Origin of the sequence: Sulfurimonas sp. HSL3-7 (genome assembly GCF_039645985.1) — a bacterium.
GTDB classification, from domain to species: Bacteria; Campylobacterota; Campylobacteria; order Campylobacterales; family Sulfurimonadaceae; genus Sulfonitrofixus; species Sulfonitrofixus jiaomeiensis.
The window spans coordinates 983,047-998,925 of the sequence record NZ_CP147919.1; the positions used below are offsets into that span (position 1 = coordinate 983,047).

Consider the following 15,879-nt stretch of genomic DNA (forward strand, 5'->3'; position numbering starts at 1 on the left):
GCTCATCACCCCTTTTGATCAATCAATCCGTACGTACCACCCGGGTCAGGGTCAACGGCAATGGGACACAAAAAGACTTCGTCCACCTTATGAAAGGCAAAGAGCGCGCCGAACGGAGCGGCTATTTCGCTGCTGAATTCTAACTGGACACTCCTTGCAAACATGCTACTGCTCCTGTTCTGTCCAGATCAGTTTGGCAGTGTCATAACCCAACGCCGGCAGACCGGCCAATATCTCCTCCGTGATCTCGCCTTCTAGCGTCGGTTTGCGAGACAGGATCCAGAGATATGCTCTCGACGGATCGCCTACAACGGCGTAGCGGTACTCCTTGTCAAGCATTAATATCCAGTAGTCGCCGTAAAAAGGGCGGAAGAAGCTGACCTTCAGCTTGCTGTTACTTACATCAGTAGCATAGGCTACACCTTTAGCCTCTTTGACGCGCTTCCCTTCTGTCGTGCAGCGGTTTAGCACTCCGATCTCTCCGTCTTCGCGGATACCGTAATCCGCTGTCACATTGCGGCACCCTTTCTCAAAATAGTGCTCATAACGGGCAATCTCATACCATCTCCCGCTGTACCGTTCGATATCAACGTTCTGGACCGTCGGCAAGGGAGCATAGCTGTTGGTACACCCGCTCGCGGCGAACAAAGCAATAAAAAGCAAAAATAGTCGGTACATTTGGAATCCTTTCTTTACAACAAGTATAACCCAATCCTACAACCGTTCGTAGCCATAATCTGTTGATTCATCATCTTTGCCAAGCGCACGGGCAAAATATGCTTTTGCTCTTTGCAGCGCTTTTTTACGCTCGACAATAGGTTGCGGGTAATCGGCCAAAGTGTTGGTCTGCAAAAAATGCTCATCATGCAGTAGTCGCGCTTCCACATTGGCCAGTTCCGGCAGCCAGTGTTTGATGTAACGGGCTTCCCTGTCAAACTTTTTGGCTTGAAGATAGGGGTTGAAGATCCGGAAATAGGGCTGGGGATCGACACCCGTACCGGCGCTCCACTGCCAGGAGAGGATGTTCGAGGCGGCGTCGTAGTCAAGCAGGTGCCGGGCAAAGAAAGCTTCGCCCCACTGCCACGGCAGCAGCAGCTCCTTGGTAAAGAACGAGGCACAGACCATCCGGACACGGTTGTGCATTTTGCCTGTCTCGAGCAGCTCTCTGATGCCGGCATCGACGATCGGCACACCTGTTTTTGCCAGTGTGAAAGCATCGTACGCCGCCTTGTCCACAACACCTTTAAAAGGGTAACGGAAATTCTCTGTCGCAAGATGGGGGAAATGGTAGAGCAGAGAGGCGTAGAAGTCACGAAAGACCAGCTGTCTGAAGAGAGGTTCGGTCTCGATGCCCCTCTTTTTCTGCTCTGCCAGAAAGCGTAAGACAGCACGGATCGAGATGGTCCCGAAACGCAGATCGGCGCTGAGGGCCGAGGTGGCCTCAAGAGCGGGGTAGTCCCGGTCATGCGCATAACGGTTCAAATGGCCGGCCAGATGTTTCAGCTTTTCACCGGGAGCAGTCGTATCCGGGCTGTTCGCATTAAAACCGATAGAAGTGATCTGCAGCGGCAATAGACGCACTTTGGCGGATTGCAGCTGTGTGATCCCTTCATAGGAGGTCGTAAAAAGCTGCTGTTCGGCAGCGGTATATTCGCGCATATGTTCAGAAGTGAAAAGCTTCTTGGCACGGTTGTAAAAAGGGGTGAAGAGGAGGTACGGGGTTCCGTCCGGCTTTACGACCTCCTCCGGTTTGAAGATATAGGTGTCATGAAGATAGCGGAAGGAGATCAGATGCGAGACCTGCCGGTCGCGTTCTCTGGCATAGGTGTCGTAGTCGCCGCTGGCAGCTACTTCGTCAAACCCCAGCTTTGCCAGCGATGCGAAGATTTCAAGCGGGTCGCCGAAAAAGATCTTGAGGTCGAGCCCTCTCTTGCGAAGCTCTTCCTTAAGCCGCATCACCTGCGAAAAGATAAAGGAGACCCGACGGTCATCCGGCTGCAGCGGGCGCAATATTCGTGTATCGAATATAAAGATCGGCAGCACCTTGCCGCCCAGCGCAAGCAGGGGATTATCCTCAACCCTAAGGTCTCGCCGGAACCAGAGCAGACGTCTCATTTTCCGCTTCTTATATCCGAACGCAGCGCCAGCTCTTTGGGATAGGGTCTTAAAAAAGCCTGTGACAGGAGATAATCGGCCTCATATTTTCTGGCGAAGATTTCCAGGGTGCTGAGGGGGACGATCAGCGGGATGATCGTCGCCGCGTAGTCACGAATCTGCTCATGCAGCATCTCTTTTTCAACCGGCGTCAGGTTGTTTTTGACAAACCCGGCCATATGTTCAAGCACATTGCGCGTCTTGCCGATGCTGCTTTTGCGGGCGATGGCCGTTTTAAAAATCGTCTCATATCGGGCCAAAAGTTGCGTAAACTCCTGCTGCGTACGGTTGCCGACAATATTGCCGAGCATGCGGTAGGCGCGTTCGTCTTTGGCCTGAAGCATGAACTTGTGGCGCTGATGAAAGTCAATCAGCTTTTTCATGCTCGGCCCGCTTCCCTTGAACTGCTCAAACGCGCCATAGGCAAAGAGCTGCATGACAAAATTCTCGCGCAGCCACGGGTCGTTGAGGCGTCCTTCCTCTTCCATCGGAAGAAGAGGAAATTTCTCTCTGCAGAGCCGGGCAAACACCCCGTCCGTTTTACCTTCGGCAAAGCCATTCGGAAGGTAGGCCTTGGCGCTGCCGAGACCACAGCTCGGCGAGTTTGATTTGAAGATGATGCCGCCGAGAGGGTGCTGCGAGATAGAGGAAAGCTCCTGCTGCGATCCCTCCGTCAACATTTTTGTGACATCGGCACCGCTCTTATTGGACTCGATGACAGTCCCGTCTTTCCGGCGTACGACCCTTACGGAAGGTCTGGGCGTTCCGAAAGTAAGGTGTTCGGGACAGAAGGAAGTGAAGGTGGCAAATCGTGCCAGTTCGTCGGTGATGAAACGGTCCTGTTTGTGGCCGCCGTCAAAGCGGATCTTTTGGCCAAGCAGACAGCCTGATACAGCGATGTTCAATACAACTTTCATCTGGGCTCTCCTTAGTGATATACATAGTCTATAACAAAAGAGATTTAACTGGTAAACCATAAATGTCAATTAGTCGTCGAAAAGCTTATTAAACGGTTGCTTCTAATGGGATTGACAGCTATTTGGGTCAAAATCTGTTATAAGATCGCATTTAGCTTGCAGGCAAAGTCTATAAGTGTATTGTCCCAGATGTGATAGCCGATACATTAGAGACTCTTATATGTTATCATCTGTATTCTCATTTACTTGCTATCGGAAACGACAAATATTTTTGTGCGTATTATGGGAACAAAGTGTTTATCAGAGGCAAGGCGTATAGTATAACCATATTGTTTTTCTGACATTTATGCTAGAATAAAATAACATATAATTTCACGCTTTGAACAAAAAAAATTTAATCTTCGTTTGAAAAAGTGTGTGTTTATGTTCAATCATAGAGGTGTAAATCTGTACAGATTGTTCTTGCAAATCTCTGAAACCACCTTTCTAGAATAATCAAGATTCAAAACAATTACACTACAAAGCAGTTTTAGGACTGTATAAAACTACACATATTTGCCTAACCTAAGGAGAATGAATGAAAGCTGTTGTCATGGCAGGCGGATTCGGAACCAGGATCCAACCACTTACTAACTCCCGGCCAAAACCGATGCTACCGATCATGAACAGACCGATGATGGAACATACGATGATGAGTCTCAAGGACCTCGGGATCACAGAGTTTATAGTCCTGCTTTATTTCAAGCCCGAGATCATCATGGAACACTTCGGAGACGGCAGCGATTTCGGCATCAAGATCACCTATGTCGTTCCCGATGACGACTACGGCACGGCCGGTGCCGTCAAATTGGCACAGGAACATATCGGCAACGACAACTTCATCATTATCAGCGGTGACCTGGTGACCAATTTTGATTTCCAGAAGATCTTCGACTATCACAAAGCGAAGCAGTCCAAACTGACCATCACCCTGACATCAGTCGACAATCCTCTGGAATTTGGCGTCGTGATCGCCAATGAAGAGGGTAAGATCGAGAAGTTCCTTGAAAAGCCGAGCTGGGGCGAGGTCTTCAGCGATACGATCAATACGGGTATATACGTGATCGAACCGGAGATCCTTGATTATATCCCAAGCCATGAAAACTTTGACTTTGCCAAAGACCTTTTTCCCCGCCTTATGCGTGAAGGTGTTGATCTTATAGCCGGGTATGCCGAAGGCTATTGGCGTGACGTTGGAAATCCCGAGAGCTACCGGGATGTGTATGAGGATATTCTCTCCGGAAAGGTCAAAGTCAAAATAGGCGGGCAAAAGCGTGCTTTTCCTGATGCCACCCTTTACAGCGAAGAAGAGTATGATCTCGACAAAAGTGTCGAACTCATCGGTACGGTCGTATTGGGAAAAAATGTCTCGATTGCACAAGGTGTCAAACTTAACAATGTGGTCATCGGTGACAATATCACCATCGGTCCGGAGAGCAAAGTCCGCAATAGCGTTATCTGGAACAATGTCAACATTGACCGCAATACGCTGCTTGACGGCTGTGTGATCTGCAATGACAACGAGATCGGCAAGAATGTCACGGCAAAGGCGGGATTGATCCTGGCAGAAGGGTGTGAGATCGGACAGTTGGTCACTGTGGAAAAAGATATCACGATCTGGCCGGACAAGATGATCGAAGAGGCTGCCATTATCAGTCACAATATGGTTTTAGGCAGCAGGTATAAAAATTCTATTTTTGAACACGGGATGGTTATCGGGCAGTCAAATGTCGAACTCTCGTGCGAGATGGCCACCAAACTGGCGGAGGCGCTTGCCACTCAGCTGTCGGTGGGTTCGACTGTTCTTGTCTCAAGGGATTATCATAAAAGCTCACGTATGCTCAAACGTGCCTTTATCGGCGGGCTGGTCTCGGCGGGTCTTGATGTCATCGACTACAGGGCTATTCCTTCGGCAATATTGCGCTGTAATCTTATAACGAAGGATGACTATGCGGCCGGTATCCATTTCCGCCAGAAGATCGATGATCCGACCAGTACCGTCATCACTTTTTACAACTGTGAAGCGCTGCGTATCAACAATGACGTTGCCAAAAAAGTGGAGAAGGCTTTTTTCAAAGAGACCTTCCGCCGTGTGGATTTTTCAAGGATCGGTCAGATCAAAGAGTCCGATCATGTGCATGAATACCGGGCTTATAAGAAATGTATGGCGGACTTGCTTCAGTCCCAATTGTTCAAAGATAATGAATGCAGGATCGCGGTCGATATGATGCACGGAATAGCGGCAGAAGTCTTCCCGGATATCTTAAATGATCTGGGTGTGCACAACATCATGTTTAATACGCATCCGGACGGGCATCGTCTGGCAAATATCAACACCATGAGCAAACAATCGAATGAGGATATGCGTGAAGTCATCAAAGCGCTTAAACTTGATGTCGGTTTTCTGCTTTACCCGTATGGACAGCGTCTCGATATCATGTGTGATCAGGGTGCATTGCTTGGAAAAGAGACCGCTTTGAATGTGGTCCTCTCTCTTCTGAATATGGAAGCAAAAGCGACAAAGACAACAAAACGTGTCTTCCTGCCGACATGGGCAGCAGATATTGTTGACTTTGACCACCTTGAAATCGCACGCGGACAGTACGTGAACTTCAATGCCGAACAGCTGAAAAAATATGATCTTGTGGCGACAGGCGAAGGGAACTTTGCCTTTACCGAATTTACGACGCACCGCGACTCGATGTACGCGACCTTGAAGATTCTTGAAATGATGTTAAAACACAATGTCAGACTTTCCGAGCTGATCGATTCACTTCCGAGCTTTTACTACCGTATGTTTCAGGCAAAATGTTCGCAGGCCTTTAAGGGCAAGATGATGCGTATGTTTCTTGAAGATGCCAGGGGCAAAGACTCCTCGACGCTTGACGGTGTCAAGATATGGCTGGATAAAAACGACTGGATACTGATGATCCCTGATCAGTACAGCGACCATCTCAACCTCTACATACAGGCCGAAAATGAGGAAAAAGGGGAGGCGATCCTTGCCGAATATACGGCCAAGATCGAGAAGTGGTCCAAGGCATAAGCGTGAGATGAGTTATATAACTCACTTCATTGCATAAGCTTTGATCGTCAGTATGCCTGCAAAAGAACTTACAAGAGCGATCATCACCCCTACGGCGATAAAAAAATGCTGCACGCCGAAATAGTTAACAAGCGGGTAAAAAATGATAGGCGAAAAAAACTGTCCCAGAAAGAGCGAGCTGGTCAGATAGCCCGAAGCTTTTACTCTTTTGGTATGGTGCGCTTTATGCAACATCCATGCGGCAATATTGGTCATCAAAATGCCGCCGCCGAAGCCCATCAGAGGCGAGGTGAAAAAGAAATACCTGACATGGTCGACAACGCCGATTAAAACAAACCCGATACTGATTATTCCCATGCCTATGAGGTAGATGGCCTCAAACGAGAACTTTCTTTTGAGTTTCGCAAAGGCGAGGGCACCCAGCGCGTTGAAGACAAAGGCCAGCGATATGACCGCGCCTGTTACCGTGCCGCTGGCTCCGAAATGGTTGATGATCAAAAAAGGCATCTGGGTGGGCAGGATGTAAAAGATGAGCATCAGCAAAAAAGCGAGGACATAGATGCCGAGCAGGTTGGGATTGAGATTTTCTTCAAGCGACTCATCGCTGTCTTTGCCGTATTCAACCAGAAACTTTACGACGAAAGGGACGAACACAAAACCGATCAGGTAGATACCGAAGGGAAAACGCCAGTTGAGATCGGAGAGAACCCCGCCGCCGACGACAAATATAACGCCGCCGACAGCGACAAAGGCACTTTGAAGCCCCATGAATCTGTGGCGTGCTTCGCCTTTGAAATAATCCCCTACGAGTGACGTCGAGACGATCATCAACACGGCAATGGCTACCCCGAGAAGTGCCCTGGAAAAGAGAAGGAGGTTCATCGTCTCCAGATAGAGTCCCGCACTCCCCGCAAGCGCAAACAGCAAAAGGGCAGAAACCGCCGCGTTTTTTCGTCCGGCCGCATGGATAATATGCCCTAAAAAAGGTGCCAGCAATGCGATTGAGAGGGAGGGAAGGGTGATCATCAGTCGTGACAAAAGATCAATATACTGTGTTGCAGTAAAGTATTCTTTGAGGTGGGGCAGGGTTGTAACGATCGCCACATTGGACATCATTGTCGTCATCGATATAAAAAGCAGTGTCTGCTTGGTTGGTTTGCTTATTTTGTGCAAAATAGTTCCTAAATATTCTATAGCAAACTGGGCGTTGCTTCGGCTCTTCACAGAGCGGGGTGGAAAATTATATAAAAGAGAATTATAGCTGTTTAAGAGAAGAGGAGGAAGAAACGGTTCCTGTATAGGGCCGTTACAATAGGATAGTGTTGCTTATAACGGGTGCGCTCAATATTCTCTGTTGATTTACACCGACGAACTCTGGACCCGGCAGGGAAAAATTTACTCTCTCTTCGTGATGCGTATCGCTTGGAAAGGAGCTGAATTCATGGTATGCTTAAGAGAAGAAATATTCTAGGAGTGCAGAATGGAGTACATCAGGTTTTTTGAAACGGTAGGTATTAACGATGTCGGACTAGTTGGCGGTAAAAATGCGAGTCTCGGTGAGATGTATCAACATCTGGCGAGTTTGGGGGTCAATGTTCCCAACGGTTTTTCGACGACGAAAGATGCCTATGACCTTCTGCTTTCTCAAAACGGCCTTTCGGAACGTATCGAAGCTCTGATCGGGGACCTGGATGTAACAAATGTCGCACAGCTGCAGTCATGCGGTAAAGCGGTGCGCGAACTTATCCTGAACGAGTCGCTTCCGTCTGAATTAGAGGCTGAGCTTGTTGAAGCCTACAGGGAACTTTCTAAGACCTACGGCAAGAAAGAGATCGATGTTGCCGTGCGCTCCTCGGCTACTGCGGAAGATCTTCCCGATGCCAGTTTTGCCGGACAGCAGGAGAGTTTTTTGAACGTCTGCGGTGAGTCAGCACTGATCCTGCATGTCAAGCGCTGTTATGCTTCGCTTTTTACCGACCGCGCCATCAGTTATCGATCAAGCCGCGGTTTTGACCATCGACAGGTGGCGCTATGCGTGGGCGTCCAGAAGATGGTCCGCAGCGACCAGGCAAGCAGCGGGGTGATATTTACCATCGATACCCAGAGCGGCAGCAACAATGTAATCACGATCAACTCTGTTTTCGGGCTGGGCGAGAATATCGTCGGCGGGCGCATCAATCCGGACGAGTTCTATGTCTTCAAACCGACACTCAAAGCGGACAAAAATGCGATCATCAAACGACAGCTCGGTTCCAAAGAGATGAAGATGATCTACGATGACAAGCACAAGACACTCAATATTTCGACAACGGAGAGTGAACGAGCAAGCTTTTCGCTCAGTGACGATGAGGTGGTGACTCTGGCGCGTTATGCCCTCGCCATTGAAGACCATTACGGTGTGGCGATGGATATAGAGTGGGCCAAAGACAGTATAGATGGCAATCTCTACATCGTGCAGGCCCGCCCCGAGACGGTGCACTCCAAACGTCAGCGTTCCAAGGATGCCGATCATATCGAAAAGTACACGGTAAAAGAGGACACCTCGAAACGGACCCGTCTGCTGAGCGGTCAGGCCATCGGCGAGAAGATCGGAACCGGTGTGGTGAAAGTGATCCGGGATCTGAGCGAAGCGTCCCGTTTCCAGGCCGGAGAGGTACTTGTCGCCGATATCACGGACCCCGACTGGGAACCGCTGATGAAAAAGGCGGCTGCCATTGTGACGAACAAGGGCGGACGCACCTGCCATGCGGCGATCGTGGCGCGGGAGATCGGTGTGAGTGCCATTGTCGGTACCGCCAATGCGACAGAGCTTCTACATGACGGCATGGAGGTGAGTGTCTGCTGTGCGGAAGGAGAAGTGGGGTATGTGTATGAGGGAGAGATCGCTTTTGAAGTGGAGTCGATCGATCTGAGCGATATGCAGGAGCCCAAAACAAAGCTCTTCATGAACGTCGGAAACCCGGAACAGGCATTCTCTCTGGCTCTCATCCCCAACCAGGGTGTCGGGCTGGCACGCATGGAGTTTATCATCAATAACCATATCAAAGCACACCCGATGGCGCTTTACGACATGTATCAGGGCCGATTTGTAAAGGGCAATGAATCGATTGTCAAACTGATGGAGGGATTCAGCGATCCACGGACTTTTTTTGTCAATAAACTCTCTGAAGGGGTGGGGATGATCGCCGCCGCCTTTTATCCCAATCCGGTGATCGTGCGAACGAGTGATTTCAAATCGAACGAGTACAAGCATATGCTCGGGGGCGAAGCGTATGAGAAGGACGAGGAGAACCCGATGATCGGTTTTCGCGGGGCAAGCCGTTACTACTCCGATGCGTACAAAGAGGCTTTCAAATGGGAGTGCGAAGCCCTGAAAAAAGTGCGAGACGATATGGGATTGACCAACGTCAAGCTGATGCTCCCCTTTGTCAGGACGCCGGACGAGGGGCGCAAGGTGATCGCCATCATGAATGAGATGGGGCTGACCCAGGGCGAAAACGGTCTCGAGATCTATGCGATGTGCGAGATACCGAGCAACGTCATTTTCGCAGACGAGTTCCTGAAGGTCTTCGACGGCTACAGCATCGGCTCCAACGACCTGACCCAGCTCACCCTCGGTGTTGACCGTGACAGCACCTCGGTAGCACATATCTTCGACGAACGGAACGAAGCGGTCAAGCGGATGCTCAAGATGGCGATCGATGCCTGCAAGAAAGAGGGAAAATATGTCGGCATCTGCGGGCAGGCCCCGTCGGACTATCCGGAGATCACGGAGTTCCTGGTTCAAAACGGTATCAGCTCCATCTCGCTCAACCCGGACTCCGTGATGAAGATGCGTCAGGTGGTCGTCGAACTTGAAAAGCGTCTTTGAGTGACCAAAAAGGGAAGATGGCTCGCGAATTTTTCAGATGCCTGTAATGGCAATAAAAGTGCGCTACAATAAGAGAATTTTCGAGAGATAAAAAAAGGGGGGGGGTTTATGCGTATCGTGATCGTCGGCGGCGGTATCGTCGCGGCCTATATGGCAAATGCATTGAAAGAGCAGGCTTCCGAGCATGAAGTGCTCATCGTTTCAAAAGAACCCTATCCTCCCTATGACCGTATCCACCTCTGTTCCCTGGTCAACGGCAGCCAGAGTATCGAAGAGATCGCGTTACCGCTACCGTCCGGTGTCGGACTCGAGCTCAATGCCGAAGTCGTGCAGATCGACAGAACGGCCAAACGCATCTACACCGAATCTTCGGCTTTCGCCTACGACATCCTTGTTATTGCGACCGGCTCGAAGCCGCGCACGCTTTTCGGCATCAAAGGGATGAAAAACGCGGTCACTTTCAGAAGTGCCGATGACAGCGCCTGCATTGCAGAACGTGTGAAGGGGAAAAACGTCGTGATGCTGGGGGTCGGCCCCATCGGACTTGAGCTGCTGGATACCTTGTGTACGCTTGAAGGGCCGGAAAAGATCTACCTTGTGTCACGCGGCAAGCACCTTTATGACAAGGCGATGACGCCGGCTTCGATAGCCATGATGAAACGCATTTACGAAGAGGCCGACCCCAGAGTCGAGATACTGCTCGAAGAGGAGATCGTTGACAAGACAGTAGAGGGGGGCGAGATCACGAAGGTCGTCATGAAGTCGCGTACCATTGAGAACCCCTTTTTGATTTTCGGTGTCGGTATCACCCCTAGCGCAGACCTTGCCAAAGAGGTGCTTGACATGGACAGGGGGATTCTCGTCGATGAACATATGCGCAGCTGCGATCCATCTATCTATGCCGTCGGTGAAGTGGCACAGTTGCCCGACGGCTACATTGCGGGGAGGGTGAAAGAGTGCACCTTGGAAGCCGATGCCGCCATCGCTTCGATCCTGGGCAAAGCGGGTGAAGGGTTCAAGGAGTTCGTGACGATCGACGGGCTTAAAGTCGGCAGCTTCCTGCTCGCCGATGTGACATCGACCCGTTACAACCCGAAAGACAGCAATAACGAAGAGATCGTCATTACATCGAAAAAAGAGAGCCGTGTTGACCACTACATCACCAATGACGACCGCCTGGTCCGTTTCATCGGCATCAACACCAATATCGACGTCATGGCGCTGAAACAGATGATGGAGTCGGGGGAGAAGGTCGACGCCGCCTATTTTTACGCCAACCGTCTTGTGAGCGAACGGGGCAAGCTGATCTGCAGCTGCGCCAGCGGTTACGAGCAGGACCTGGTCGAGATCATCCAAACAAACTGTATCGAGAGCTTTGGCGATCTCAAACCTTTCAGCGAAGCAGGGCGGGTCTGCGGCCGCTGCAAGAAAGATGTGGCACAGCTGATCGCCGATACGCCGGTCGATCCGGAAGCAGCGGCGCGTATGAAGGCCGAGCGCGAAGAAGCGGCCAAGGCGGCCGAACTGGCGAAGGTACAGCATCGAATTGACAAGTTCAACACGCTGCATCCGAAAAACATGATTGCGAGTGAAAATCTTGAAGAGGCGATCAGCGCTTTTGATATGAACAAAGAGTATAACCGCTGGGTCTCGATGATCACGGCAAATATGCACCTGCATCCCGACTATGAACCGCTGGTCAGTAAGGGTGTGGAGCAGCTTAACAAGATCCCGATCATCTGGCTGGAGCTGGCAGACTGTACCGGCAACTCTGAAGGCTTTATCAAGTCCGCCCATCCGAAGGTGGATGACCTGATTTTACGCTATATCTCCCTTGATTACCATGAACTGCTGATGGCAGCTTCCGGCGATCAGTCGGAGTCGGTGCTTGATAGCATTATCAAGAACGATGCCGGCCGATATATTCTGATGGTCGAAGGGGCGATCCCGATGGGGATGGACGGCAAGTTCCTGCGTATCGGGCCGAAGGGTGAAACGGGCTACAAGCTGTTAAAGCGTGTTGCTGAAAATGCGGCGGCGGTACTCTCCATCGGTTCATGCGCCTTTGACGGGGGTGTTGTTGCCGCAGAACCGAACCCGACGGGAGCCGTCGGTGTCGCCGAAGCCCTTGGACGAAATGATATCATCAACCTGCCGGGCTGCCCGGTCAACCCTATCAACATTGTCGGTACACTGCTGCACTACATCATGTTCGACGAACTGCCAAAGCTCGACGTAAAGAACCGTCCGGAGTGGGCCTACGGCTTCCGTGTCCATGACAACTGCGAACGCCGCGGCCACTACGACCTTGACGAGTTTGTTCTGGAGTGGGGCGATGAGGGGGCGAAAAAGGGGTGGTGCCTCTTTAAGATGGGGTGCAAGGGACCCTACGCCGATCTCAACTGCTCCCTGGTCAAGTTCAATGAAGGGACGAGCTGGCCGGTACAGGCGGGGCACGGCTGTTTCGCCTGCGGTGCCGGCAAGATCGCTTTCGATAAATATGCCAATCACAGACCGCTTGCGGAAGAGGACAAACCCGATGAAGAGAAGAGTTAAAATGCACGGTGTGGAGAGACTTTTAATACCGAGTCGTATAAGAGCCAACAGCACAATACAGGGAGTCACTAAATGATGAATCGTGAAATGCCGAGTCGTATCAGGACCAACAGTCCAATGCAAGGGAGGCACTAAATGCCGAGTCGTAAGATCGTTATCGACCCGATCACAAGGATAGAGGGGCATCTGCGCATCGAAGTCGAAGTTGATGAGAACAACGTGGTCACTGAAGCCTGGGCTTCGGGACAGCTCTTTCGCGGTATCGAAATCATTCTTAAAGGGCGAGATCCGCGTGATGCAGGGCTGATCGCCCAGCGTATCTGCGGGGTCTGTACGAATGTCCATTACCGTGCTTCCATCAGCGCCGTTGAAGACGCTTATAAGATCGGGTTGCCGAAAAATGCGGAGATCATCCGTAATCTGGTGACGCTTGCACTTTTCGTACAGGACCACATCGTCCACTACTATCAGCTGCATTCGCTCGATTATGTCGATGTCGTCAGCGCTCTTGAAGCCGATCCGGCCGATGCGGCGGAGACGGCAAAATCGTATCATGACCACCCTTATCGCAACTCTACCGGGCATCTGAGTGCGGTCAAGGAGAAACTGAGCTCTTTTGTCAAAGCGGGACGTCTGGGGCTTTTTGCAAACGGCTACTGGGGCCACAGTGCCTACAGGTTCTCTCCTGAGGAGAATCTGGTGCATATGAACCACTACCTCGAAGCACTGCGTATCCAGCGCGAACTGAGCAAGGCGGTGGCGATCTTCGCCGGCAAGACTCCGCACCCGCAGAACCTTGTTGTCGGCGGGGTGACCAGTGTGGCGGATATGCTCAATCCGCAGCGTCTCAACGACTTTATGTTCATCATCAAAGAGGCCCGCGACTTTATTGAACGGGCCTACATCCCGGATATGAAGATGGCGGTAAAAGCCTACGGCGATGAGATCAAAGCGGGACAAGGACGCGGCAGCGGTAACTTCTTAGCTGTCGGCGGCTACCGTTTCGGCAAAGCAGAGCAGCTCTTCGAAGGGGGCGTTATTACCGCCCACGACTTTGATAAGATAGAGCCCTTTGACGAGATACATATTACCGAAGAGGCCTCACGTTCGTGGTACGCTGACGATGTGCCTACCTCGCCGTACGAGGAGACGACAGAACCGTTCTATACCGATCTGAATGAAGACGGCACGCTCAAGACCGAAGGCAAATACAGCTGGGTCAAGGCGCCGCGATACAAAGGCAGACCGATGGAGGTTGGGCCGCTCGCACGGATGGTCATCGGCTACCTGAAAGAGTCAAAAGTCATCAGGCCCTATATGCAGCATTTTATGGATGCGACCGGACTGGATCTGATGGACTTTTCGACGACACTGGGACGCAATGCGGCGCGTGCAGTAGAGGCGCAGATCTGCTGCGACTATATCTTCGACTTCTGTAGCGACCTTATCGAGAACATCAAGTACTACGACGAAGAGACCTGGACGAAGTACGTTTTCGAATCGCTTCCGAAAGAGGCAAAAGGGCGCGGGATATTTGAAGTGCCGCGCGGGGTGCTTTCGCACTTCGTCCGTATCGAAGAGGCAAAGATCGCCAACTACCAGGCGGTCGTTCCGACGACGTGGAACGCGTCGCCTAAAGACGCCAAGGGTGTTCGCGGTCCGTACGAAGAGTCGCTGGTCGGCATCAAGCTTTCGGATCTCTCGGCCCCGCTGGAAGTGCTGCGTGTGGTCCACTCCTTCGATCCGTGTCTGGCCTGTGCCGTGCATGTGATCGATACCAAAGGGCGAGCGTTGGGCGTCTATAAAGTGGGCAGCAGTTGCAGTATTTAAGACAGGTGCACAGTAGCAACGGTTTCGAAGCATGAAAATAGCGGTGATCGGTGTCGGCAATATTCTGTTCATGGATGAAGGTGTCGGCGTCTATGCGAGCAAGATGCTTAAAGAGAACTATGTTTTTAAACCCGAAATCGAGATCGTAGACGGAGGAACCCTCGGCTTTAAGCTGATGGACTATTTTGAAGATTACGACAAGGTGGTTATTCTCGATACGGTCTCTATAGATGATAATCCCGGTTCTGTCTACAACCTGCCGGCCGAAGCACTGATGGGCCTTGGCGACTACCGGAAAACCGTACATGAGGTCGAAGTGGTGGGCATGCTGGAGATCTGTTCGATGCTGGATAAGATGGCCGAAGTAAGTGTTATGGGTATTATTCCCGAAGATATCCTAACGGTGCAGATCAATCTGACTGAAACGGTGAAGCAGGGACTTCCTCTGTTACTCGAGAAGAGTGTCAATATCCTTCGGGCTGCCGGTATAGATGTCACGCCAAAACCGATGCAGCAAACTATCGAGACGATTCTTTCGTTTTACGATGACCCCGGCATGCGTTTACGTTGAAGAGGGGACATAGACCAGTATGTCAATAGATGCGCGCTGGACCAGATATGAAGCGGTTGAGCCAAAGACGAAAGAGTTCAGGTTGTCAATACCTTTCGACCCCAGTACAAGCAGATCTGCTCTCTCTTTTGTAATATAGGCCAGAAGATCTTCATTGATGGAGGCACCGTATTCGATCAGCTCCATCTCTCCCTCCCCGACCTCTGTTACAAACTTCTTGAATGCTTCTGCGGCATCTTTCGTCTTGATCGCCCGCAATTTCATGGCCTCGTCATTACTGATCTGATAGGTCATTGCCTGGAGATCACTGATGGTTTCGAAAGCATAAAGATATTTTTTGTGCGATTGGGTAAAAAGTGCATTGGCAAAGCGTATGCTCTCTTTTGAATAATCAGAGAGGTTGGTCGGTGCGATCATCTCCTGATAGCTTCGCTCGACCTTGTTTTTGACAATAAGTACCGGAATATGGGTCCGTTGAATGAGTTTCAGTGTCGTGGATCCGAAATAGTTGCTTCTGATGTCCTCTTTGCCGTGGGATCCGACCACGAGCAGATCGACTTGCATCTTTTCTGCTTTGTGCCTGATAGTACCGGCCGCCGGCCCTGATTCAATGAAGAGCATATACTCGACATGCGTTTGAGAATTGAGCCGGTCGATCTCTTCGGTAATCTGTTGCCTGATATTATCTTTATCGACTGATTTTGCATAAGGGGCTTCCATGAAGAGGGGCTCTATAACATGCATGACAATCAGCTGCGCCCTGTTTTCCTCAGCTATGGAAATAGCACGTTGGAGTGCCTCTCCGGCCATAGCGGACCGATCAATAGCGACGAGAATCTGTTGAACTTTTCGCATCAGTTACTCCTGCTTTTTGGATGAAGGGGTCAGTCTCCTT

At 50.8% G+C, this 15,879-nt stretch carries 11 protein-coding genes; 6 read left to right on the forward strand and 5 right to left on the reverse strand.

Features of this window, described 5'->3' with window-relative positions; all coding sequences use genetic code 11:
• Positions 1-14 precede the first annotated feature (14 nt).
• The gene (locus WCY20_RS05010) at positions 15-143 is read left to right on the forward strand and encodes a hypothetical protein (RefSeq protein ID WP_345977487.1); all 129 of its coding nucleotides are present in this window, start codon (positions 15-17) and stop codon (positions 141-143) included.
• Between the two features lie 22 nt (positions 144-165).
• Here the strand turns inward: WCY20_RS05010 and WCY20_RS05015 are convergent, their stop codons facing one another.
• Genes WCY20_RS05015 through WCY20_RS05025 form a run of 3 tightly spaced genes read right to left on the reverse strand, consistent with a single transcriptional unit; the run spans position 166 to position 3,071 of the window.
• On the reverse strand, positions 166-678 hold the full coding sequence (locus tag WCY20_RS05015) for a lipocalin family protein (RefSeq protein WP_345977488.1): 513 nt from the start codon (positions 676-678) through the stop codon (positions 166-168).
• A gap of 36 nt (positions 679-714) precedes the next feature.
• The gene (locus WCY20_RS05020) at positions 715-2,115 is read right to left on the reverse strand and encodes a deoxyribodipyrimidine photo-lyase (protein ID WP_345977490.1); all 1,401 of its coding nucleotides are present in this window, start codon (positions 2,113-2,115) and stop codon (positions 715-717) included.
• Positions 2,112-3,071 (reverse strand): DUF523 and DUF1722 domain-containing protein, encoded by a 960-nt coding sequence (locus tag WCY20_RS05025; protein WP_345977492.1) that lies wholly within the window; start codon positions 3,069-3,071, stop codon positions 2,112-2,114. The genes WCY20_RS05020 and WCY20_RS05025 overlap by 4 nt, the downstream gene beginning before the upstream one ends.
• 577 nt (positions 3,072-3,648) lie before the next feature.
• Here WCY20_RS05025 and WCY20_RS05030 point away from each other — a divergent pair.
• Positions 3,649-6,156, forward strand: a complete 2,508-nt coding sequence (locus WCY20_RS05030) for a sugar phosphate nucleotidyltransferase (protein WP_345977493.1) — start codon at positions 3,649-3,651, stop codon at positions 6,154-6,156.
• 21 nt (positions 6,157-6,177) lie between these two features.
• Here WCY20_RS05030 and WCY20_RS05035 read toward each other — a convergent pair whose 3' ends face one another.
• Positions 6,178-7,329, reverse strand: a complete 1,152-nt coding sequence (locus WCY20_RS05035) for an MFS transporter (RefSeq protein ID WP_345977494.1) — start codon at positions 7,327-7,329, stop codon at positions 6,178-6,180.
• A gap of 307 nt (positions 7,330-7,636) precedes the next feature.
• Here WCY20_RS05035 and ppsA point away from each other — a divergent pair, with 307 nt between their 5' ends.
• The 4 genes from ppsA to WCY20_RS05055 all read left to right on the forward strand — a co-directional run bounded on the left by ppsA (position 7,637) and on the right by WCY20_RS05055 (position 14,984).
• Complete coding sequence (gene ppsA, locus WCY20_RS05040) at positions 7,637-10,027, forward strand: phosphoenolpyruvate synthase (RefSeq protein WP_345977495.1); 2,391 nt, start codon at positions 7,637-7,639, stop codon at positions 10,025-10,027.
• 108 nt (positions 10,028-10,135) lie between these two features.
• Complete coding sequence (locus WCY20_RS05045) at positions 10,136-12,583, forward strand: hydrogenase small subunit (protein ID WP_345977496.1); 2,448 nt, start codon at positions 10,136-10,138, stop codon at positions 12,581-12,583.
• 135 nt (positions 12,584-12,718) lie between these two features.
• Positions 12,719-14,413, forward strand: a complete 1,695-nt coding sequence (locus WCY20_RS05050; protein ID WP_345977497.1) for a nickel-dependent hydrogenase large subunit — start codon at positions 12,719-12,721, stop codon at positions 14,411-14,413.
• A 31-nt stretch (positions 14,414-14,444) separates the two neighbouring features.
• Entirely contained in the window at positions 14,445-14,984 is a 540-nt protein-coding gene (locus WCY20_RS05055) for a HyaD/HybD family hydrogenase maturation endopeptidase (protein WP_345977499.1), read from the forward strand.
• Here WCY20_RS05055 and WCY20_RS05060 read toward each other — a convergent pair.
• Positions 14,976-15,839, reverse strand: coding sequence for a universal stress protein (locus WCY20_RS05060; RefSeq protein WP_345977500.1), 864 nt, complete (start codon positions 15,837-15,839; stop codon positions 14,976-14,978). The two genes, WCY20_RS05055 and WCY20_RS05060, sit on opposite strands and share 9 nt — an antisense overlap.
• Between the last annotated feature and the right edge of the window lie 40 nt (positions 15,840-15,879).